This is a genomic window from Brevibacterium sp. NPDC049920 (assembly GCF_040656435.1).
Classification (GTDB): domain Bacteria; phylum Actinomycetota; class Actinomycetes; order Actinomycetales; family Brevibacteriaceae; genus Brevibacterium; species Brevibacterium pityocampae.
In genome coordinates this window covers 226,699-248,571 of sequence record NZ_JBFAMF010000006.1, presented here as the reverse complement: position 1 = coordinate 248,571, position 21,873 = coordinate 226,699, and the positions used below count along the sequence as shown (strand labels likewise).

The 21,873-nt window shown below is 69.6% G+C and carries 13 protein-coding genes and 3 pseudogenes; 7 read left to right on the top strand and 9 right to left on the bottom strand.

The window, feature by feature from the left end:
• The first annotated feature begins 48 nt into the window (after positions 1-48).
• The gene (locus tag AB0I45_RS08335; protein ID WP_247423596.1) at positions 49-1,335 is read left to right on the top strand and encodes an adenylosuccinate synthase; all 1,287 of its coding nucleotides are present in this window, start codon (positions 49-51) and stop codon (positions 1,333-1,335) included.
• Positions 1,336-1,504: 169 nt separating this feature from the next.
• Here AB0I45_RS08335 and AB0I45_RS08330 read toward each other — a convergent pair whose 3' ends face one another.
• From AB0I45_RS08330 to AB0I45_RS08320, 3 genes are all read right to left on the bottom strand, one after another.
• Positions 1,505-2,206, bottom strand: a complete 702-nt coding sequence (locus AB0I45_RS08330; protein WP_247423594.1) for a hypothetical protein — start codon at positions 2,204-2,206, stop codon at positions 1,505-1,507.
• Between the two features lie 130 nt (positions 2,207-2,336).
• On the bottom strand, positions 2,337-3,449 hold the full coding sequence (locus AB0I45_RS08325; RefSeq protein ID WP_295690927.1) for an LLM class flavin-dependent oxidoreductase: 1,113 nt from the start codon (positions 3,447-3,449) through the stop codon (positions 2,337-2,339).
• Positions 3,450-3,469: 20 nt separating this feature from the next.
• Positions 3,470-4,888, bottom strand: a complete 1,419-nt coding sequence (locus tag AB0I45_RS08320; protein WP_345029429.1) for an aminotransferase class V-fold PLP-dependent enzyme — start codon at positions 4,886-4,888, stop codon at positions 3,470-3,472.
• Positions 4,889-5,187: 299 nt separating this feature from the next.
• Between AB0I45_RS08320 and AB0I45_RS08315 the strand changes: the two genes are divergently transcribed.
• The 5 genes from AB0I45_RS08315 to AB0I45_RS08295 are packed head-to-tail and all read left to right on the top strand — an operon-like array spanning position 5,188 to position 11,789.
• Positions 5,188-6,747, top strand: coding sequence for an ABC transporter substrate-binding protein (locus tag AB0I45_RS08315; protein ID WP_345029432.1), 1,560 nt, complete (start codon positions 5,188-5,190; stop codon positions 6,745-6,747).
• Entirely contained in the window at positions 6,744-7,763 is a 1,020-nt protein-coding gene (locus tag AB0I45_RS08310) for an ABC transporter permease (protein WP_247423586.1), read from the top strand. Before AB0I45_RS08315 ends, AB0I45_RS08310 begins: the two co-directional genes overlap by 4 nt.
• Complete coding sequence (locus tag AB0I45_RS08305; protein WP_345029437.1) at positions 7,760-9,616, top strand: dipeptide/oligopeptide/nickel ABC transporter permease/ATP-binding protein; 1,857 nt, start codon at positions 7,760-7,762, stop codon at positions 9,614-9,616. Before AB0I45_RS08310 ends, AB0I45_RS08305 begins: the two co-directional genes overlap by 4 nt.
• The gene (locus tag AB0I45_RS08300; protein ID WP_345029444.1) at positions 9,613-10,542 is read left to right on the top strand and encodes an ATP-binding cassette domain-containing protein; all 930 of its coding nucleotides are present in this window, start codon (positions 9,613-9,615) and stop codon (positions 10,540-10,542) included. Before AB0I45_RS08305 ends, AB0I45_RS08300 begins: the two co-directional genes overlap by 4 nt.
• Before the next feature lie 11 nt (positions 10,543-10,553).
• Positions 10,554-11,789, top strand: a complete 1,236-nt coding sequence (locus AB0I45_RS08295; protein WP_345029446.1) for an LLM class flavin-dependent oxidoreductase — start codon at positions 10,554-10,556, stop codon at positions 11,787-11,789.
• A gap of 218 nt (positions 11,790-12,007) precedes the next feature.
• On the opposite strand, the gene AB0I45_RS08290 is transcribed toward AB0I45_RS08295, so the two are convergent.
• Entirely contained in the window at positions 12,008-13,225 is a 1,218-nt protein-coding gene (locus AB0I45_RS08290; RefSeq protein ID WP_137318774.1) for a cobalamin-independent methionine synthase II family protein, read from the bottom strand.
• 417 nt (positions 13,226-13,642) lie between these two features.
• Between AB0I45_RS08290 and AB0I45_RS08285 the strand changes: the two genes are divergently transcribed.
• Positions 13,643-15,229: a ribonuclease J gene (locus tag AB0I45_RS08285; RefSeq protein ID WP_254668923.1), complete on the top strand. Its 1,587-nt coding sequence runs from the start codon at positions 13,643-13,645 to the stop codon at positions 15,227-15,229.
• 41 nt (positions 15,230-15,270) lie between these two features.
• Here the strand turns inward: AB0I45_RS08285 and purU are convergent.
• From purU to AB0I45_RS08260, 5 genes and pseudogenes are all read right to left on the bottom strand, one after another.
• Positions 15,271-16,131, bottom strand: a pseudogene (purU, locus tag AB0I45_RS08280) (formyltetrahydrofolate deformylase); the annotation flags it as partial.
• Between the two features lie 2 nt (positions 16,132-16,133).
• A pseudogene (locus AB0I45_RS08275) lies at positions 16,134-16,499 on the bottom strand (sarcosine oxidase subunit gamma family protein); the annotation flags it as partial.
• A gap of 483 nt (positions 16,500-16,982) precedes the next feature.
• Positions 16,983-20,054, bottom strand: a pseudogene (locus AB0I45_RS08270) (FAD-dependent oxidoreductase); the annotation flags it as partial.
• Positions 20,051-20,554: a sarcosine oxidase subunit delta family protein gene (locus AB0I45_RS08265; protein ID WP_345029449.1), complete on the bottom strand. Its 504-nt coding sequence runs from the start codon at positions 20,552-20,554 to the stop codon at positions 20,051-20,053. The pseudogene AB0I45_RS08270 and the gene AB0I45_RS08265, both read right to left, overlap by 4 nt.
• 32 nt (positions 20,555-20,586) lie before the next feature.
• Positions 20,587-21,804, bottom strand: coding sequence for a sarcosine oxidase subunit beta family protein (locus AB0I45_RS08260; protein ID WP_345029451.1), 1,218 nt, complete (start codon positions 21,802-21,804; stop codon positions 20,587-20,589).
• Positions 21,805-21,873 lie beyond the last annotated feature (69 nt).

Sequence of the window (21,873 nt, the reverse complement as noted above, 5' to 3'; positions counted from 1 at the left end):
TCAGGCCTGGGAGCAGGCTGCCCGGACAAACCAAGGTGATGAGAACACATGCCAGCACTCGTGGTCGTCGGCGCCCAATGGGGCGATGAAGGCAAGGGCAAGACCACCGATATCCTCGGCACCCGTGTCGACTACGTGGTCAAACCCAACGGCGGCAACAACGCCGGGCACACTGTCGTCGTCGGCGGGGAGAAGTACGAGCTCAAGCTCCTGCCGGCCGGCATCCTCTCACCCTCGGTGACCCCGGTGATCGGCAACGGCGTCGTCGTCAACCTTGAGGCGCTGTTCGAGGAGATCGAGATGCTCGAGTCCCGCGGCGCGGACACCTCGAAGCTGCGGATCTCCGCCGACGCCCACCTCGTCGCCCCGTACCACCAGGTGCTCGACAAGGTCACCGAGCGCTTCCTCGGCAAGCGCGCGATCGGCACCACCGGCCGCGGCATCGGGCCGACCTACCAGGACAAGGTGGGGCGCCTGGGCATCCGGGTCCAGGACATCTTCGACGAGTCGATCCTGCGGCAGAAGGTCGAGGGAGCACTGCGGCAGAAGAATGAGCTCCTCCTCAAGGTCTACAACCGCCGCGCTGTCGAGACCGAGGAGATCGTCGAGCACTTCCTCCAGTACGTCGACCGCCTGCGGCCGATGGTCGCCGACACCTCGCTCCTGCTCAACGAGGCGCTCGACGCCGGCGAGGTCGTCGTCATGGAGGGCGGCCAGGCGACCATGCTCGACGTCGACCACGGCACCTACCCCTTCGTCACCTCCTCGAACCCGACCGCCGGCGGTGCGGTCGTGGGCTCCGGCATCGGTCCCACCCGGGTTTCGCGGGTCGTGGGCATCATCAAGGCCTACACCACCCGCGTGGGCTCCGGCCCGTTCCCCACCGAGCTGTTCGACGACATGGGCGTCCACCTGCAGAAGACCGGCGGGGAGTTCGGCGTCAACACCGGCCGGGCCCGGCGCTGCGGCTGGTACGACGCCGTCATCGCGCGCTACGCCAGCCGCGTCAACGGCTTCACCGACTACGTGCTCACCAAGCTCGACGTCCTCACCGGCATCGAGCAGATCCCGGTATGCGTGGCCTACGACGTCGACGGCGTCCGCCACGACCAGATGCCCATGAGCCAGTCAGACTTCCACCACGCCACCCCGATCTTCGAGCACTTCGATGGCTGGACCGAGGACATCACCGGCGCCCGCACCTTCGAGGACCTGCCGGAGAACGCGCAGAAGTACGTCCTCGCGCTCGAAGCGATGTCCGGCTGCCGGATCTCGGTGATCGGCGTCGGCCCGGACCGCGAGCAGTCGATCGTCCGCCACGACCTGCTGGACTGAGTGTCGGCTGCCGGCTGCGGCGGCACGAGTGCTGCTCGCTGGAACCAGAAGTCCCAGGGTTCTGATCTCAGACCCTGGGACTTTCTCGCCTGCTCGCCGTTCAGCAGAAGGGCGCCGGCCGCTCAGCCAGCGATCGGCGCCCCGTTCGACGGTGAATGATTCGACGCGTTCACCGCAGAATCGGACTGCCGTCGTTCTTGATGTCCTCGAGGAACTGGACGATCCGAGCAGCGACGCTGCGATGCGAGCGGTCGTTGAGCGCGTCATGGGCGCCGTCGGCAGTCCGGACGACAGCCGCACCCGGCACGCGAGTCAGCCATGCGGTGCCTGCGTTCACGTCGACCACGTCATCGGACTCACCGTAGACGCCGAGGACCGGAACCTTCACCGACTCCGGCGCCGGCAGGGACAGGCTGGCCGGCAGCGGCGTCGACAGTGCCGCAGGGTCCAGGTTCTCCGGCTGCCTGAGCACTGACTGGTGCACCGGGCAGGTGGAGCGCCGGCCGATCTGCGCCTCGGGATCCAGCACAGTCCCACTGGCATCAGCAGCCGGCGTGGAACCCGCGTCCGAGGCGGTAGTCCCGTCAGTCGCGGCCGGTGACGGCGCCACCGGAAGGCCCGCGATGACCACGCCGGCGACTGGCGCTTCATCGGCTGCGAGGTCGAGGGCGAGGACCCCGCCGGCATCCGAGCCGACAAGGAAGTGCGGAGTGGGCAGCTCGGGATCGTTGAGAACGGCGTGGACCGCCTCGGCCGCTGCCTGGGGGTCCGCAGCCGCCCCGGTCACGACGCGGACCGGGTAGGCGTCATAGGCGATGCGGCCGGCGAACCTGTCGTAGACGGAGGCGGCCTCGCCACGGCCGGCGATCATGGTGACCGTGCCGCGAGGGTTGGCTCCGGGCTTGATCTCGATGGCGGTGGTGGTGACGGTGCTCGTCGATGAGGTGACTGTCATGGGGGTTCCTTTCAGAATGTGCGGACGGTTGCGGAGGACGTGCGGATCAGACTCGTGTGGCAGCGCGATCGGCTTCCGCGCCGGCCGGCTTCGCTCCTGCCCCGACCGACGTCTGGGACTCCGCACCCGCCTCGATCTCGCGCACGAGCGGGATGAGGTCCGAGGCGATCCGCTCGAGCTCCTCATGGAGCGGCGACGCCTGGATCAGCAGCAGATTGACTCCGGCGGCGCGGTACGCGGCGATCTTCTCCGCGACCTGTTCGGGCGTGCCGACCAGCTCCGGGCGCAGCGCGCGGGTACCCACCGAATACTCCCGCTTGGAGACTTCGACATCGAGCTTCGAGTGGGCCACGAACTCCTCGAACGAGGCGTAGCCGGGCGAGTTCGGGTCGACGGTGGTGATGCGCTCGAGCTCAGCCCGCGCCTCGGCCTCCGTGTCGCGGACGATGACGTAGGCGCTCATCCCGATGGTCTCGAACGGCGCGCCCTGCAGGCGGAAGCGGCGCGCATTCACGTCGGCGGCCTTCTCCCGCAGCTCCTCGACGGTGCCGCCATGGGTGACGTAGGAGTCGGCGAAGCCGGCGATCGCCTCGCGGCCGCCCTCCGATTCTCCGCCGGCGTAGATCTTCGGGGTCTTCGCCGGCTTCGGCTCGACCACGGTGTCCTCGAAGCTGAAGTACCGCCCGTGCTGGCTGTACGGGTTCTGGGTCCACAGCCCGCGGAGGGCGTCGACGAACTCGGTGCAGTGGACGTACCGGTCGTCGTGGGAGGGGAAGACTCCGCCGAACTGCTTGGCCTCTTCCTCCCACCACGCCGCGACGACGTTGAGCGAGAACCGGTCGTTCGAGACGTCGGCCAGGGTGGACAGTCGCTTCGCCGTCACCTGCGGGTTGTGGTAGCCGGGGCGGATCGCGGTGAGGATCTCCAGCTTCTCCGTGACCGCGGCGATCGCGGTCGCCAGCGACCATGCCTCCAGGCTGGGCTCATTCACGCCCTTGCGGTCATTGAGGTAGAGCTCCGGGACGAGGGTGAGCTCGAAGCCCAGCCGGTCGGCCTGGGTGCTGATGGTGCGGATGTAGTCCCAGGTCGCGGGCATCCCCTCGTCGCCGACGTTGCGCAGAAAGCCGCCGTAGACGGGGGTCCAGTAGCCGAATCGCATAGTTCTCCTTCAGTGGGGCTTCAGTGAGCCAGGGCGGGGGAGTGGTCGGTGGCCGAGGCGGCCGCAGCCGGAGTGAGGGCCGCCAATGCGGCGGCGAGGTCACGGCGCAGATCCGCCGGATCCTCGAGCCCGATCGACAGGCGGACAGTGGTGAGTTCGATTCCGGCCCCAGCCCGGCCCGCCTCGTCGAGGCGCGAGTGCGTCATGGTCGCGGGGTGGACGACTAGCGAGCGGGTGTCGCCGATGTTGGCCACGAGCGCGAACAGCTCGAGCGCATCGACGAAGGTCTCCACCTGAACCGGGTCGACGGCTAGGTCGAAGGCGAAGACGCTGCCGAGGCCTTCGGGCAGCAGCCGGCCGGCCAGCGCGTGCTCGGGGTGGCCGGGCAGCCCCGGATGATGGACTCGTGCGACCTGCGGCTGCTCGACGAGGAACTCCGCAAGCTCGAATGCCGTCTGCGTCTGACGCCGGATCCGCAGCTCCAGGGTCTCGATGCCCTGGATGATCTGTGCGGCGTTGAACGGTGACAGCGTCGGACCGAGGTCATGGACGGCCTTGGCGCGTGCCAGCACGAGGAACGGCGTGCGGCCGCCGCTGCCGTCGAACTCCTCGGTGAACACGATGTCGCCGAACCGGTGGTAGGGCCGGGTGAGCCGGGGCCAGCGGGGCGCCTCGGCGGTGAAGTCGAAGGTGCCCGCGTCGACGATCACGCCTGCGATCGAGGTGCCGTGCCCGCCGAGATATTTGGTCGCCGAATGGACCACGATGTCGGCGCCCAGCTCGATGGGCCGGAGCAGGACGGGGGTGGCCATCGTGTTGTCGATGACCACTGGCACGCCTCGGGAGTGGGCGAGATCCGCGATCGCGGCGATGTCGGGCACCGTGAGGATCGGGTTGCCGATCGACTCGAGGAAGACTGCGCGGGTGGTTTCGCGCAGCGCGGCCTCCCACGCCGCGAGGTCGAGCGGGTCGACGAACGTCACCTCGATGCCGAGGTCCGCGAAGGTGTCACCCAGCAGGTCGCTGGTACCGCCGTACAGCTTGTTCGACGCCACGATGTGGTGAGGCATGCCCGGCCCGCGCGCCGAGCCCGGCCCGGCGGCGGCGACCAGGGTGAGGAGCGCGACGGCCACGGCCGCCTGCCCGGAGCCCAGGGCGACTGCTCCCGCGCCCCCTTCGAGATCCGCCACCCGCCGCTCGAGGACGGCGTTGGTGGGGTTGCCGTTGCGGCTGTAGATGTTGCCGGGGCGGCGCAGCGCGAAGGTGTCGCGGGCGGCGGCAAAGCTCTCGAACTCATATGCGGCTGACTGGTAGATCGGCACGGCGACCGTGTTCTGGGGTGTCCCCGGGGTATAGCCGACGTGGATCTGCCGGGTCGCCGGAGCGAGCCCGGCGCCGGCCGGCGTGTTTTCTGACCCTGCTCGGGCGATGGCTGACATGGTGCGTCCTCTCGTGTGTCTGCAGTCATAGTCGGGCACGCTCAGCCGCGGGGTCGAATCGTCGTTGCGGATTGTGAACTTCCGCGTCAGCCCGTGAACGTGCGCGATGCAGTGTGACCGGAGGCACGGTCTCCGGCGGGCGGACGTGCCACCGTGACCATCAAATCCAGCTCCGAACGACGCCCGGATTCAGCACGACTCCAGCACGACGTCCGCACTCCCGGATTCAGCACATTGGATTCCAGGGCCGAGCAGAACCCGCCGTGCTTCCGCGATCACGATCACCACGAGGAGGGTCCATGTCCCAGCAGCTGATATCCCGCAGCGCCTTCGCCCGCCTGTCCGCGGCGGTGATCGGCACCGCCCTGCTCGGTGCCGGGTGTGCTCCGCCCCGGCAGCAGGTGAGCGCGGCCGGCGAGGCGGGGGACGGGCAGCTGGGCCGGCTCACCTGGGGCTGGCGGCTGCCGACCACGTGGGATTCCGCGAAGGGGATCGGCTACGACGTGCATGTCCTGTCGCTGGTCTACTCCGGGCTGACCCGGTTGGGTCCGGACGGTGCGCTGCAGCCGGACCTCGCCGAGTCCTGGACCTACAACGGCACCGGCGACGCTGTCACCTTCCATCTGCGCCCGAACCTGACCTACAGCGACGGCACCCCGGTCGACGCCGCAGCCGTCAAGGCCGGCCTCGAACGCAGCCGGGACCTGCCCGGTGCGACGAGCGGGCAATCCCTGGCGATCATCCAGGACATCACCGCGGACTCCGCCACCGATGTCACGCTCCACCTGGCCGAGGTCAGCTATCAGCTGCCCCTGCTGCTCGCAGGACTCATCGGCCATCTCGTGTCCCCGGCCGCGATCGAATCAGGGGCTGAGCTCAACATCGCGCCGGTGGGTGCCGGCCCATTCGTGCTCGCCGAGTACGTGCCGGGCTCGCACGCCACACTGCGCCGCAACCCGAATCACTGGAACGCCGCGGAGATCCTCCTCGACGAGCTGCAGGTGGTGCCCCGCCCCGCTGAAGCGGTTGCCTACGCCGGGCTCCGCTCCGGCCAATACGACCTCGCCCACGTCGACGACTCCCAGATCCTTCCCCTCGAGCAGTCCGGGTTCTCCGTGATTGGCGGCACCTGCTTCAACGTCCACACCATCGAGGTCAACAATCGGCACGCTCCCTTCGACGATCCCCGCGTCGTCGAGGCCTTCAACCGCGCCATCGACCGGGAGGGGATCATCGAAGGTCCGCTGTTCGGCCACGGGGAGCCGGACTGGCAGCCCTTCTCCCGCGGCGTGCAGGGCTACGACCCCGAACTCCACCGGCGCTGGGACCACGACCCGGAGGAGGCCCACCGCCTGCTCGCCGAGGCGGGCCACCCCGACGGCATCTCCGTCACGTTCCACGTCATCGGGGATGCCGGCAACGACACCAGCCGGAAGATCGCCGAGGCGGTCCAGGCCCAGGTGGCCGAAGCCGGCTTCGACCTACGCCTGGAGATCGCCCCGCCGGGCGCCGGCCAGAAGGCCGCCCACTCGTACACGCTCTACATGTACTCGTTCTCCGGCCGGGAGTCTCCGGTGCAGGCGCTCGAGGTGCTCTACAGCGAGGGCGGCTGGATGAACATCTCCCAGCAGGCCCCCGAGGAGTTCACAACTGCACTCGAGCGGGTGCGCCGCACCCCGCTAGAGTCACCCGACTACCTGCCGCATCTGCAGGCAGCCACCCGCGCTGCCGTCAGCGGGGCCTCACCGCACGCGTGGCTCGTCAACTGGAACCGCGCGCACGCGCTGAACGACCGCGTCACGGGCTTCACGCACTGCATCCACACCCAGCGATTCGAAGGAGTGGGGGTCCGCTCATGAGCGCTGCAATCTGGGTGCTGCACGGCCTGGGCCGCGCCGTGCCGGTGCTGTTCGCCACTGCGGGGATCACCTTCCTGCTGAGCGCGTTCGCCAAGCAGGAGCCGGCCGATATCCTCCTCGGCGAGGCCGCCACCCCCGAAGCCGTCGCGGAGCTCAACCACGAGCTCGGTCGCGACCGCCCCCTCCTCGTCCAGTTCGGATCCTGGATCGCCCAGGCGGTGCAGGGCGACCTCGGCACCAGTTGGTTCACCGGCATCCCGGTGCTGACGACGATCACGGACCGGATGCCGGTGAGCCTGTCCATCGCGGGACTGGCCCTGGTGATCGCCGTGGTGCTGGGCGCCTCGGCGGGGATCGCGGCAGCCCTGCTGCGCGACAGCTGGGTCGACCGCCTGGTGACGCTGGCAGCATCCACGCTGGCCACGCTGCCGCCGTTCGTGGTGTCGATCGGCCTGATCCTGTTGTTCGGGGTGGCGCTGCCCTTCCTTCCCACCGGCGGCTATGTGCCCTTCGAGCGGAGCCCGGGCGGCTGGCTGGCGTCGATCATCCTGCCGGCGATCGCCCTGTCGCTCGAGGCGGCCGCCGACATCGCACGTCAGCTGCGCACCGCGCTCGTGCGGACGTACGAGGAGAACCTCGTGATCGGCGCCCGCCTGCGCGGGCTGTCCCCGGCTCGGATCCTGTTCCGGCACGCGCTGCCCCACGCCTCCGGACCTGCGCTGGCAGCACTGGGGATCCAGGTGCCGCGGCTGATCGGCGGAGCGATCATCGCCGAGCAGATCTTCTCCCTGCCGGGACTCGGCCTGATGGCGTACGACGGCGCGATGCAGGGGGACCAGCCCGTGGTGCTCGGCGCGGTCATGGTGACCGTCGTCGTGGTGCTCATCAGCACGCTCATCGTCGACCTGCTCATCCTCGCGCTGAATCCCGCGGCCCGGACCACCCCGGCCCGGACCACCCCGGCTCAGGCAACCCCGGCCCGGACCACCCCCGCCACCGAGAGGAGCTCCCTGTGATCGCCGTCCGAACTCTGCTGAGCCGCCCCACCGCGGCCGTCGCGCTCGCGGTGCTGATCCTCGTGGCCGTGGTCACCGCGTTGGGCTCCGTGCTCGCTCCCTCCGATCCGCTCGCCCAGGACACCTCGCAGGTCCTGGCGGCGCCCTCAGCGGCGCACTGGCTGGGCACCGACTACCTCGGCCGCGACATCCTCTCCCGACTGCTGGCCGGCACACGGCTGTCGGTGCTCGCCGCGCTCGAGGCGGTCGTCATCGCGCTGCTGCTCGGCACGGTTTCCGCCGTGGCATCGGTGTTCGCCCCACGCGGGATCCGCTGGGTGCTCGAGCGGGTGTTCGACTCGTTCATGGCGCTGCCCTTCATCACCTTCGCCGTCGCGATCGGCGCGCTGCTGGGCAACAGCATCCACGCGGCGATGGTCGCCGTGGGCATCCTCGCCTCCCCGACCTTCTTCCGGGTGGTCCGGGCTGTCGTCATCGAGATCGCGCATACCCAGTACGTGGATGCCGCGCGACTGTTCGGCGTTCCGATTCCCAAGCTCGTACTGGCCCACGTGGTGCCGCGGATCGTGCCGGTGCTGCTGGTGACCTCGGCGAGCGTGCTGGCCGGGAGCCTGCTCGTGGTGGCCAGCCTGACGTTCCTCGGCGTCGGAGTGCAGCCGCCGACTCCGACCTGGGGCGGAATGCTCTCGGCCGACCTTTCCTATCTCGCGATCCGCCCGTTCAATCCGGTCGCGCCCGCGCTGGCGATCATGCTCTCCGTCGCCGCGCTCGGGATCCTCGCCGATCACATCCGGGACCTTCCTGCGCGGGGTGCCGAAGACGAGCCGGCCGGCGAGGGCAGTACCGATGATGCGCCCGTGGACGGGCGGGGGGCCGACGCCGAGGTGATCGACCGGCGAGTGGCAGGCGGTGCACCGGACGATGCACCCGTCCGCGCCTCGCTCTCCGGCCAGGAGCTCTCTCATGCAGGGCCGGGCCCATCGCGCTCCGGCCAGGACCTGGTCAACATCGAGAATCTCCACGTGCAGGCTCCGTCCGGTGCCGAGCTGGTCCGCGGGATCAGCCTGCGGGTGCCGAAGTGCACGAGCGTGGGCATCCTCGGCGAGTCAGGTTCCGGCAAGTCGATGACCTGCAAGGCGCTGCTCGGCGTGCTGCCCGATGGAGTGGCTATGACGGAGGGCAGGATCTCCTTCGACGGCACGGACCTTGTCAACCGGGCCGGCGCCTCGGCGAAGAACCAGTGGCAGGACCTTCACGGCAAGCGGATCGGCGCGGTGTTCCAGGACCCGGCCACCTGGTTCAGCCCGCACTTGACTGTCGGCTCGCAGGTCGACGAGGCGCTGCGCAGTGCTCTCGGGCTCAGTCGGAAGGCCGCAGCTGCCCGCCGTGCCGAGCTCTTCTCCCACGTCGGGCTGCAGGACCCCGAACGGGTGGCGGGCCAGTACGTGCACGAACTGTCCGGCGGAATGCTGCAGCGGATCCTGCTGGCGATCGCCGTGAGCGGCGAACCCGACCTGCTCGTTGCTGACGAGGCCACCACGGCCCTCGACGTCACCGTGCAGGCCGAGGTGCTCGCCCTGATCCGGCGACTGCGCGAATCCCACGACCTCACGGTGCTGATGATCTCCCACGACCTCGCGGTGCTCGCGCACAGCTGCGAATACCTCTACGTCTTCCGTGACGGTGAGGTCGTCGAGCACGGGCCGACCGGACAGCTCCTCACCACCCCTCGCCACCCGTACACGCAGACGCTGCTCGCCGACCACAGCCGGTTCGGCATCGAGGCAGTCGCGACGGACCAGTTTCCAGACTCCGACCCGCACCGCAACGACCAGGGGACAATCCGACCATGACGCAGACTCCGACCATTTCGAAGAACCCGACCACCACGCAGACTCCGCTGCCGGACCAGAACTCGGCGGGGACCCCGAGCCCGATCCAGACCGCGAGCCCCAGCCCGAACCGAGAAGGAACGAGAGCCAGACTCGACGCGACTCCCTCGCATTGCACCCCCGTCCTGGCCGTCGAGGACCTGAGCGTCCGATTCGGCCCCCTTGAGGTGCTGCACGGGATCTCCTTCGAGGTCGCCCCCGGCGAGATCGTCGGACTGATCGGCGAGTCCGGCTCGGGCAAGACGACGCTGGGCCGAGCCGTGCTCGGCGCGGTGTCGATCTCCGGGGGCACGCTCGAGGTGGACGGCCAGCGGGTCGAGGGCCTCACGCACCGGCAGTGGCGTCGGTTCCGCCGCGAGGGCCACGCGCAGTACGTGTTCCAGGATCCGCTGCGCAGCCTCGATGCCCGCTTCACGGTCCTGCGCTCCGTGCTCGAAGGTGCGACCGAGACCTTCGGCAAGAACTCCGCCGAGGCGCCCGCCCACCGGGCGCTTCACGCCGTCGGCCTTCCCGAGCAGCTGTGGGGGAGACGGCCCGGCGCGCTGTCGGGCGGCCAGCGGCAAAGAGTCGCGATAGCGCGGGCGCTCGCCGTCCAGCCGCGACTCCTCGTGTGCGATGAGCCGGTGTCGGCCCTCGACGCCTCGAGCCGGAGCGAAGTCGTCGACACGCTGCGCGCCACCGCCGACGCGGGCACTGGAATGCTCCTGATCTCCCACGACCTGTCCTCGCTGGGGTCGATCGCCGACCGGGTGCTCGTGCTCAATGACGGCACGATCGTGGAGTCCGGCCCCGCGGCGGAGGTTCTCGGCGCGCCTCAGCATCCATACACGCGCAAGCTCATCGCCGCGATCCCGACGATCAGCGGCGCAACCGCAACCCCACTCTGAAGGAGACGACAATGGCAGAAATCCTCGGAATGATCTCGTCCCAGCGAGGCTCGGAGACCGACCCGGTCACCGGTCCGGCCGTCGATCCCGGATGGATTCGGGACTTCGCACGTGCCCACGAGGAAGCCGGCTTCGACCGGGTCCTCATCGGATACTCCTCAGCGTCCCCCGACGGGTTCGCGATCGCCTCGGCGGTGCTGCAGGCGACCGAACGCCTCGGCGTGCTCATCGCCCACCGGCCCGGTTTCGTGGCACCCACCGTCCTCGGACGGAAGCTCGCCACGCTCGACCACCTCAGTGGTGGCGGCAGGGTCGCGGTCCACCACATCTCCGGCGGCTCCGATGCCGAGCAGGCCCGCGACGGCGACTATTCGACCAAGCCCGAGCGCTATTCCCGAACAGCCGAATTCATGCAGGTGCTGCGGAAGGCCCTCAACTCGTCCGAGCCCTTCGACTACGCCGGAGACTTCTACCGAGTCGCCGACGCCAACAGCGCGGTGCACCCCGTCCACCCTGGCGGCATCCCGCTGTGGTTCGGCGGGCTGTCGGAGGATGCGGTGCGAGTCGGCGGCGAGCACGCCGATGTCTATGCCCTGTTCGGTGAGCCGAAAGCACAGGTCGCTGATCGCATTGCTGCGATCCGCGCCGTCGCGGAGCGCACCGGCAACCACGGGCTGTCGTTCTCGATGTCGACCCGTCCGGTCGTCGGGGTGACGGAGGATGAGGCATGGGCCAAAGCCGAGGCCTACCTTGAGCAGGCGGCGCACAACAAGGCCGCCGGCGCCGAGGACAATCCGCTGCGGCTGCGGCACAAGGCCTCCGACGAGCGAACAGCGGAGTCGGCCGATCGACTGCAGCGTCTGGCCCACCAGCGCGACGTCCACGACGAGCGACTGTGGTTCGGCATCACGAAGCTCATGGGGCCGCAGGGCAACTCGAGTGGTCATGTGGGAACGGGCCAGCAGGTGGCCGACTCGCTGCTCGAGTACTGGCATCTGGGAGTGCAGAACTTCCTGATCCGCGGATTCGATCAGCTCGGGGACGTCCAGGATTGGGGCGAGCACCTGATTCCACATCTGCGGGCGGGAATCGTGGCGCGGCTCAGCGTGGGCTGCGGTGCCGGCAACGGCGTCGCTGCTGACAGCAGCAACCCGGGCAGTGCCATCGTCGGCAGCAGTGCTGGTGCCGGCAGCCGCGCCAGTGTCGACAGCAGTGCCAGGACCGCATCCGCTGGGCTGCGTTCCTGAGGCTACCGGCCCTGTCCTCAGTCGAGACTGAAGTCCCGAGATCGATTCTTGGATTTCGGGACTTCAGTCTCGACCCAGCGTGCCGGGGTCGCGACCGAACCCCGGAAGAGCTGACACCACCCGCAACGCCTGAGGCGGCGGCCGGAGAAGAACTCCGGCCGCCGCCTCAGGCGCTGCGCCGCTGCCGTGGGATTCAGACCCGCGACAGCGGCTGCCCGTCAGACCACAGCCCGCTGGCGCAGACGCTGCGTGGCGATCTCCGCGCCCTGCGTCAGCGACTCGAGCTTGGCCAGCGCGATCTCCGGGTGGACGCGTCCGCCCAGACCGCAGTCGGTGGAGGCGACGACATTCTCGGGCCCGACGAGCTCTGCGAATCGGGTGATCCGATCGGCGACGAGCTCGGGGTGTTCGACGACGTTCGTCGAATGGGACACGATGCCGGGGATGATGTACTTGCCATCCGGAAGAGTCGTCTCCTGCCAGATCTTCCACTCGTGCTCGTGACGTACGTTCGCCGCCTCGAAGGTGATCCCGGCAGCGTTGATGGTCAGGACCTGATCGACGATCGCCGAGAACGGCAGATCGGTGACGTGCGGTCCATGCCAGGATCCCCAGCAGGTGTGAATTCGGACCTGCTGCGGGTCGATGCCGCGCAGGGCGTGGTTGAGGGCGTCGATGCTCAGCTGCGTGAACGTGCGGTAGTCCGCGATCGAAGGCTCGGGGTTGATCTGGTCGAAGTTCTCCGCCAGTGAGGGGTCGTCGATCTGCACGATGAGGCCCGCCTCGGTGATCGCCAGGTACTCCTCGCGGAGAACGTCGGCCCAGGCCCACACGAAGTCCTCATAGCTCTCATAGTGCTTGTTCTCGATCCGCGCCGCCGAGGCGGGCGACAGCGAGTTGAGGAACCCGCGGGCAGGGTCGTACCCGGCGGCTTCCAGGCCCTTCTTGACGTTGGCGATGTCGCGCTTGACCTGTTCGTGGCCGATGTAGGAGATCGGACCGACGGCCTGCGGGAACCCCGGTTGTGTGCCGGTGTCGGTGCCGGCGGTCGGATCGCTGTAGGCGGCGGGGAAGAGGTTCCGGTCGCGACGGTCCTGGAAGCTGGTCAGGCGCACGTTGCCCGGCTCGCTCCGCTGGGCGGGCAGCTCCCACAGGCCCTGGCCTGAGATCTTCAGGCCGCCGGTGCGGTTGAAGGAGTAGTGCCACCACGCGCCGTAGTCGAACTGCGCGGCCATGTCGTGGCCGAACTCGCCGTCGTTCGGCTCGGTGATGCCGAGATCCTTCTGCTTCTGCACGATGTCGACGACGCTGGCTTCGAGGAGGTCGCCGAACTCTGCGTCCGACACCGCTGCGTCAGCCTTGGCGGCGTTGGCATCGATGAGCTTGGGGGTGCGCGGCAGCGACCCGGCGTGCGAAGTGCGAATTCCTGCGGACATGTCTGTCTCCTTCAACCCGGTTACCCGGCTAGGTTTTTCGTGGGTAGGACCAGATCAGCACGAAACGCGGTGCTCCGACGTGAAGGCCGTCACATGCTGACGCCCGATTTCACACGACGTCACACCCCGCAATGGAGCGACTCGGAACAGGCATGCGGGAGCGAGGTCTGCAGAATCACCACTCCTGAACTCTCGACCGGCGGTCGCAGGTAAGATCGATGCAGACTTCCCGCTCGGCGCTCACTCTTCGGCCGGCCGCGGGTCCCAAGACATTGCACCACCCCACTGTTTCCCCACCGATGATGAAAGCGTGATTCTTTGGCTCGTTCCTCCCGCAAGCAGACGTCCCCGCCCGCCCTCACACCAGGGGGCCTGAGGATCACCCCGCTGGGTGGCCTGGGTGAGATCGGGCGCAACATGACCGTCTTCGAACACGAGGGCAAGCTCCTCATCGTCGACTGCGGGGTGCTGTTCCCCGAAGAGCACCAGCCCGGCATCGACGTGATCCTGCCCGACTTCACCTCCATCCGCCACCGGCTCCAGGATGTGGTGGGCATCGTGCTCACGCACGGCCATGAGGACCACATCGGCGGAGTGCCGTACCTGCTCAAGGAGCGGCCGGACATCCCGCTGATCGGCTCGCAGCTGACCCTGGCCTTCATCACGGCCAAGCTCACCGAGCACCGGATCACTCCCTCCACCGTCCACGTCGAGGCCGAGGACACCCACAAGGTCGGACCCTTCGAGCTGGAATTCGTCGCGGTCAACCACTCGATTCCGGACAGCCTTGCTGTGGCCATCCGCACTCGTGCCGGGCTCGTGCTGCACACCGGCGACTTCAAGATGGACCAGTTCCCGCTGGACAACCGGATCACCGACCTGCGGCATTTCGCTCGGTTGGGCGAGGAGGGTGTCGACCTCTTCCTCACCGACTCCACCAACGCCGAGGTGCCCGGCTTCACCGTCTCCGAGCGCGAGCTCAACCCCGCGATCGAGAAGGTGTTCGCCACCGCTCCCAAGCGGATCATCGTCTCCAGCTTCGCCAGCCACGTCCACCGGATCCAGCAGGTCCTCGACGCCGCCCATGCCAGTGGTCGGAAGGTCGCGTTCGTGGGCCGCTCGATGGTCAGGAACATGGGCATCGCCCGTGAGCTGGGATATCTGAAGATCCCGCGCGGCCTGATCGTGAACTTCAAGAAGCTGCAGTCGATGCCCGACAACAAGATCGCGCTGGTGTGCACCGGCTCGCAGGGTGAGCCGATGGCGGCGCTGTCGCGCATGGCGTCCGGGACCCACCAGATCAAGCTCGATCGGGACGACACCGTCCTGATGGCCAGCTCGATGGTCCCCGGCAATGAGAACGCCATCTACGGAATCATCAACAAGTTCACCGACCTCGGAGTCAAGGTCGTGCACAAGGGCAACGCCCAGGTCCACGTGTCCGGTCACGCCTCGGCCGGAGAGCTCGTCTACTGCTACAACATCGTGCGACCCAAGCATGTGATGCCGGTGCACGGGGAGTCGAAGCACCTCCACGCCAACGCCGAGCTCGCCGCGAGGACCGGGGCGCCGCGTGAGCGCGTGCTCGTCGTCGGCGACGGCACCACCGTCGATCTCGTCAAGGGCCAGGCCAAGGTCTCGGGCAAGGTCGAGGCCGGGCTGGTCTACGTGGACGGCCACATGGTCGGCAAGGTCACCGAGGAGACGCTCGTCGAGCGCAGGCTGCTCCAGGAGGGCGGCGCGGTGACGATCGTGGCGATCGTCGATCCCGACACGAACACGCTCACCGAACCGCTCGAGTTCATGACCAAGGGCTTCATCCAGGACCCGCAGATCTTCAAGGGCGCCGCGGAGAAGGTCAAGAAGGCCCTCGCCTCGCCTGACGCGTCGAAGATCGACGACATCGACGAGCTCGAGAAGCTCATCGTCGACACCGTGAGCCGCCACCTGGAGCGCGCCTACCGCAGGGCGCCGCTGATCACTGCCGTCGTCATCGACGCCTGATTCGGGCGCTCAGCACGACCGGGTGCTGAGCGCCGGGCCTGCTTCAGCACCACAGTCCGGTTGCCGTTGAGGAAGACACGCCCCTCGCAGTGCCATTTGACCGCGTTCGCCAGCGCCTTGCGCTCGGTGTCGCGGCCGGCGGCGGCGAGGTCGGCGGCGTCGAAGGTGTGGTCGACCTCCACCACCTGCTGAGCGATGATCGGGCCCTCGTCGAGCTCGGCGTTGACGTAGTGGGCGGTGGCGCCGACGGTCTTCACACCCTTCTCGTACGCCTGGTGGTAGGGACGGGCGCCCTTGAAGCTCGGCAGGAACGAGTGATGGATGTTGATGACCTCGCCCGCCATGTCCTCGACGAGCCGGCTGCTGAGCACCTGCATGTACCGGGCCAGCACCACGAGCTCCACGTCGTACCGCTCCCGCAGCTTCAGCAGCTCCGCCTCGGCCTGCGGCTTGGTGGCCGGAGTGACGGGGATGTGGTGGTAGGGGATCCCATGCCATTCGACGAGGTCGCGGTGATCGTCGTGATTGGACACCACGGCCACGACCTCGATCGGCAGCTCGCCCACGCGGGCGCGGAACATCAGGTCATTGAGGCAGTGCTCGGACTTCGACACCATGAGCAGCACGCGCCGCTTCCGGCCCTTCGGCTCCACCGTGAGCTACGCCCGGTACTGCTCCGCCAGGGGCGCGAATGCCTCCCGCGGCGCCTGTGTCGACACCGCCGAACCACCCTCGCAGGCGAAGTGCACGCGCAGGAAGAAGCGCTGGGAATTCCGGTCGCCGAACTGCTTGAGGTCGATGATCTCCTGGCGCTGCTGGACGAGCACCTCGGTGATCGAGTGGACGATGCCCAGCTTCTCCGGGCAGGCGAAGGTCAGAATGTGCTCAGTGTGGTCCGACATGGTCAAGCTCCTTCCGGCGTCGGATTGAATTCTCGCACGGCGTCGAGGAGCCAGCCCGCCAGATAGTCCGCGAAGGACGACCGCGGCATCAGCCAGTACCTGTCCTCGCCCGTCCGCCACACGATGAGCTGGACCGGTCCCAGCAGCGTCGACACCGCCGCGCCCACGGGGAAGGCCCGCGGATGCAGGTCGACGTGACAGCCCTTCTGCAGCACCTGCCGCGCCTGCGGCCCCACCAGCTCGATGACCGTGCGATTGGCCGACAGCTCGACCACCGAGCCAGGCGCTTCGCCGAGCGCGGTGCGCAGCACCTCGGCCACCGGCTGGTCCGGGCCGGCGACCGCGAGGAACTCGTCGGGCGCCAGCCAGATCATCGCCATTCCCGAGGCGCGAGCCCAGTGCTCTGCGCCCCGCGCCGTTCCGGCCGGACCGGAACCCGCCACGGCGCCCGCCGCCTCGGGAATGGAACCGGCCTCTGACGTGCCGGAGGTGAGTGAGACGCCCGCCGCCTCGGGAGCGGAACCGGCCCCTGACGTGCCGGACGTGAGTGAGACGCCCGCCGCCTCGGGAGCGGTGCCGGTCACCCGACCGACCGTCGCGGGAAGGGGGAGGCCCGCGGCCGTTTCGATGGCGCGTGCCCCGGCTGATCCCGGGCGCACTCGGATCCCGACCATCGTCAGGAACGGCACCTCGCGGAGCCGCACGCCGGCCGCGCCTCCGGCCGCCGCTTCGGTCTGCGCGAGCACGTCGGCGAGGTGGGCGAGCGGACTCCGGCGCACGTTGCGGGGACGCCGGTCCAGGTCGAGGACACTGTCGCGCCGGTCACTCCGGCCGCTCCCCGGCTGCTCCTCCCCATCGCGCCGGCTGCCCGCAGGGTCGTAGAGCACGGGTTCGGCGACGACCACCTCGGCGAGCCGACCGTCGTGGTAGGCCTGCAGCGTCTCGCCGATTCGCGCCCGGCCGTTCTTCACCAGCGCCAGACCGAAGGTGCGCTCGAGTGCTGCGCTGCGGTAGGCGGAGGTGACGTGACCCTCCATCGGCACCGGGTGGGCTTCCGGGGACACCGTCCCAGCCCCTGAGCGCACCCCTGGTGGAATCTCCCTGCCCGCTGCGATCAGCTGCGCGCCCTCGGTCAGTTCCAGGGACCGGTCGACCGGAAGCACGGCGACCAGCTGCTTGCGGTCCTCGCGCAGATTGTCGGCGCGGGAGTACGAGCGCTTGCCGATGAAGTCCTTCTTCGTGGACACGATCCACTCCATCCCGGCGTCCTGCGGGGTGACCGTGCCGTCGGTGTCCTGCCCGACGATGATGAAGCCCTTCTCCGCGCGGAGCACGTGCATGGTCTCCGTGCCGTAGGGGGTGATGTCGAACTCGGCGCCCGCCTGGGCGACGGCATCCCACAGGGCCAGGCCGTGCCACGCCTCGACATTGAGCTCGAAGGCCAGCTCGCCGGAGAACGAGATCCGACACACCCGCGCCGGAATGCCGCCGGCGAGCACCGTGTCCGCGATGGCCATGAAGGGGAACGCCTCCCGGGACACGTCGAGGTCCGGAGCCAGCGCGCCGACGACCGCACGCGACTGCGGGCCGACGACCGCGACGGTGGCGAGCTGTTCGGTCACCGAGGTGCACACGACGTCGAGCTCCGGCCATTCGGTCTGCAGCCATTCCTCGAGCCAGTCGAGCACGGCCGCGGCCCCGCCGGTGGTCGTGGTGAGCACGAAGTGGTCAGCGGCGATCCGGAACACCGTGCCGTCGTCGAAGATCATCCCGTCCGGGGTGCACATCACCCCGTAGCGGGCCCTGCCGATGCCGAGCTTCGTGTAGCCGTTCGTGTAGATCCGGTTGAGGAACTCCGCGGCATCGGTCCCGCGCACGTCGATCGTGCCGAGCGTCGAGGCGTCCATGAAGCCCACGGACTCCCGGACGGCGGCGCACTCGCGCAGCACCGCGGCATCCATGTCCTCCCCGGGGCGCGGGAAGTACCGGGGGCGCTTCCACTGGCCGACGTCCTCGAACTCCGCGCCGTGGGCCACGTGCCAGGGGTGGATCGAGGTGACCCGGGCGGGTTCGAACAGCTCGCCGCGGCGCCGGCCGGCGAGCGCGGCGAAGGACACCGGGGTGGCCGGGGCTCGGAACCGGGTGGTGCCGATCTCTCCCGGGCCGTCCACCCCGATGATCTGCGCGATGACGCCGATCGCGGCGAGGCCGCTCGTACGGCCCTGGTCGTGCGCGGTGCCGATCGAGGTGTAGCGCTTGATGTGCTCGACGCTGCGCATGCCGGCCCCGGTGGCGCGCAGGATGTCCGCGACGGTCTGGTCGCGCTGGAGATCGACGAAGTGCTCGTCGAGGTCCGCCGGGTCGAAGTCACCGCCGGCGGTGGGATTGAACGGCCCGGCGGGGTTCGCCGGCCCGGCGGGGACGAGCCACAGCGGGCGGACGGGGGCGGTGTCCTGGTCCGGTGTGCCGGTTGCATCGGACTCCGGCGCGTCTGCTGCGGCTGCGGTGTCCGATTGCGGCGCACCGACGTCGCTGCCCACCGTCGCCTCGGCGGCGAATCCGGCAGCTGCGGCCGCGCGAGCACCCGCCTTCGCCCCCTCGGCCACCGCCGCTTCGGTGTCGAGGGTGCCGCGGAGCGCCCCGGCGAGGTGCTGGTCGCGGACCGGCGTGCTCGGGACGAACGCCGCGAGCCTCGGGTCCCACACGACCGGGCCGCGTTGGCTGTGGAGGTGCACGGCCGGGCTCCACCCGCCGGACACCGCGAGCGCATCGGCGTCGAACCCGAGCGGCTCACCCACCAGGTCGCCCGCGTCGTCGAGCGCATGGACGATGACGCCGGACAGGTGGCCGTCGGCGTCGCCTGCCGTCTCCGTCACCGCGGAGCCGAGGTGCACCGGGAGGCCGAGCGCGGCGCTCACCCGGGCGGCGGCGGGGCCCGCGGTGGGCCGGGAGTCGACGAGCGCGACGACCTCGACCCCGGCGGCGTGGAGGTCCGCGGCGGCCGCGTAGGCGGAGTCGTTCGTCGTCGCGACGACGACGCGGTGCCCGACGGCAACGCCCCAGCGGTTGAGATAGGCGCGGGCGGCACCGGCGAGCACGATGCCCGGCCGGTCGTTGCCGCGGAACACGATCGGCCGCTCGTGCGCACCGGTGGCGAGCACCACCTGCCGGGCGCGGATGTGATGCACGCGCTCGCGGGAGACGCCGGCGGGCACCGGGCCCGCGAGGTGGTCGGTGCGCCTCTCCACGGCGACGACATGGTTCGAGTCGTAGCTGCCGACGGCGGAGGTGCGCTGCAGGCGGGTCGATTCCGGGGCGGCGTCGAACTCGTCGACGGTCGCGGAGATCCAGTCCGCCGCCGGCCGTCCCGCGACCCGCTCCTCCCGGGTGGACAGCAGTGCGCCACCGGGCTCGGGCTGGTCGTCTGCGAGGACGACGCGCGCCCCGGTGCGGGCGGCCGCCAGGGCCGCGGCCAGCCCGGCGGGCCCGGCGCCGACGACGAGGACGTCGGTATGGATGTGCACGTGGTCGTACTCCGCCTCGTCCGTCCGTGGGTCGAGCACGCCCTGTCCGGAGACCCAGTCGGCCCGTAGGCCCTCGATGAGCTCGACCGTGGTGGCGGTGAGCATCGACTCGTCGACCTCGCCGGGGCGGCGGGCGGCCACGGTGACGAGGGCGTTGGGTTCCTCGACCCCGGCGGCCATGATGCCGCGCGGGCGGTTCCGGTAGAGGGAGTCGCCGCAGCGGATGAGGCCGGCGCCGAGTGCTGCGGAGGCGAGCGTGTCCCCGGGGTGGCCGGTGAGCGTGCGGCCGGCGAGCTCGAAGGTCAACGCGGTGTCCCGGTCGATCCGGGCGTGCGGGACGGCGGCGGCCGGGAGCCGGTGCGGGCCGCGGGCGGGGCTGTTCGCGGGTGCGGGGGTCATCGCTCGTCTCCCTCGGAGGTCGGGTGGGATGCGGGGGATCCCCCGGGCGCGGCCGGGTCTCCCGCGGCGGACCCGCCGGCCGGCGAGCCCGCTGAGGCGGGAGCCGTGTGGGCGGTGGCGGTCCGGGCGTGGGAGCCGGAGGAGGCGATCGCGCGGGCCGCGGGGTCGCCCTTGGCGTGGTGCGCCGGGGAGAGTGCGGCCGCGGACCCGGGTGGCGCCTCGGCCGCGGTGTCCGGGCGCGGGGCGCCGATCGGGTAGACGGCGGAGATCTCGTAGGTCTCGGTGTCGCGGATGGTATTGAACCAACGGCGGCAGCCGGCGGTGTGGAGCCAGCGCTCGGCGAGCATGCCGCGCGGGTTGTCGCGGTAGAAGAGGTACTCCGCCCACTCCCGGTCGCTCAGCGCCTCCGGGTCGGCGGGGTAGGGGACGTGGGCCTGCCCGCCGTGACGGTATTCGGTCTCGTCGCGCGGCCCGCAGTACGGGCATTCGATGAGCAGCATGCAGTCTCCAGGTGGCTGGGGCGGCGGTGGGGTCAGTGCGCGACGCCGGCGGCGCCGTGCTCGTCGATGAGGTGCCCGGTCTCGAAGCGGTCGAGCGTGAAGGGCGCGTTGAGCGGGTGCGGGCTGCCGGTGGCGATGGTGTGGGCGAAGGTGTACCCGGAGGCCGGGGTGCCCTTGAACCCGCCGGTGCCCCAGCCGGCGTTGACGTAGAACCCCTCGAGCGGGGTGGGGCTGATGATCGGCGAGGCGTCGAGGGTGACGTCGACGATCCCGCCCCAGGTGCGGAGCACGTGCGCGCGGGCGAAGATCGGGAACAGCTCGACGGCCGCGGCGAGCTGCTCCTCGATGATGTGGAAGCTCCCACGCCGCCCGAACCCGGTGTAGCCGTCCACCCCGGCACCCATGACGAGCTCCCCCTTGTGCGCCTGCGAGACGTAGACGTGCACGTGGTTGGACATGACGACCGTGGGGTGGACGGGTTCGAACAGCTCGGACACGAGCGCCTGGAGCGGGTGGGACTGGATCGGCAGGCGGATGCCCGCGCGCTGTGCGAGGTCCCAGCTGTCCCCGGCGACGGCCATGCCGACGGTGCCGGTGGCGATCCTTCCACGGTTCGTCTCCACCCCGGTGACGCGGTCTCCTGCGGTGAGGAACCCCTCGACCTCGCAGTTCTGGATGATGTCGACGCCCATCGCATCGCACTGCCGGGCGAGCGCCCAGGCGACGTGGTCGTGCTTGGCGATGCCGCCGCGCGGCTGGTAGGTCGCCCCCATGACGGGGTAGCGGAGGTCGTCGGCGATGTTGATGATCGGGCACAGCTCTTTGACCTGCTGCGGGTCGAGCCATTCGGCGTCGACGCCGTTGAGGACGTTGGCGCCCACCCGGCGGGTGCCCTCGCGGACGTCGCCCAGGGTGTGCGCGAGGTTCATCACCCCGCGCTGGGAGAAGAGGAAGTCGTAGTCGAGGGCGGCAGGCAGCTCCTCCCAGAGCTTGAGCGAGTGCTCGTAGATCGCGGCGGATTCGTCCCACAGGTAGTTCGAGCGGATGATCGCGGTGTTGCGGGCCATGTTTCCCCCGGCCAGCCACCCCTTCTCGAGCACTGCGGTGTTCGTGATGCCGTGATTCACCGCGAGGTAGTAGGCGGTGGCGAGACCGTGTCCGCCGCCGCCGACGATCACCGCGTCGTAGGAGGCGCGCGGTTCGGGATTGCGCCACAGGAAATCGGGATGCTGGGGGAGAGCGTCGGCCATTGCAGGCTCCGATCGGCTGAGGTAGCGTCGACTACTGATATATCAGAGTGCGATCAGCATAGGATCGGG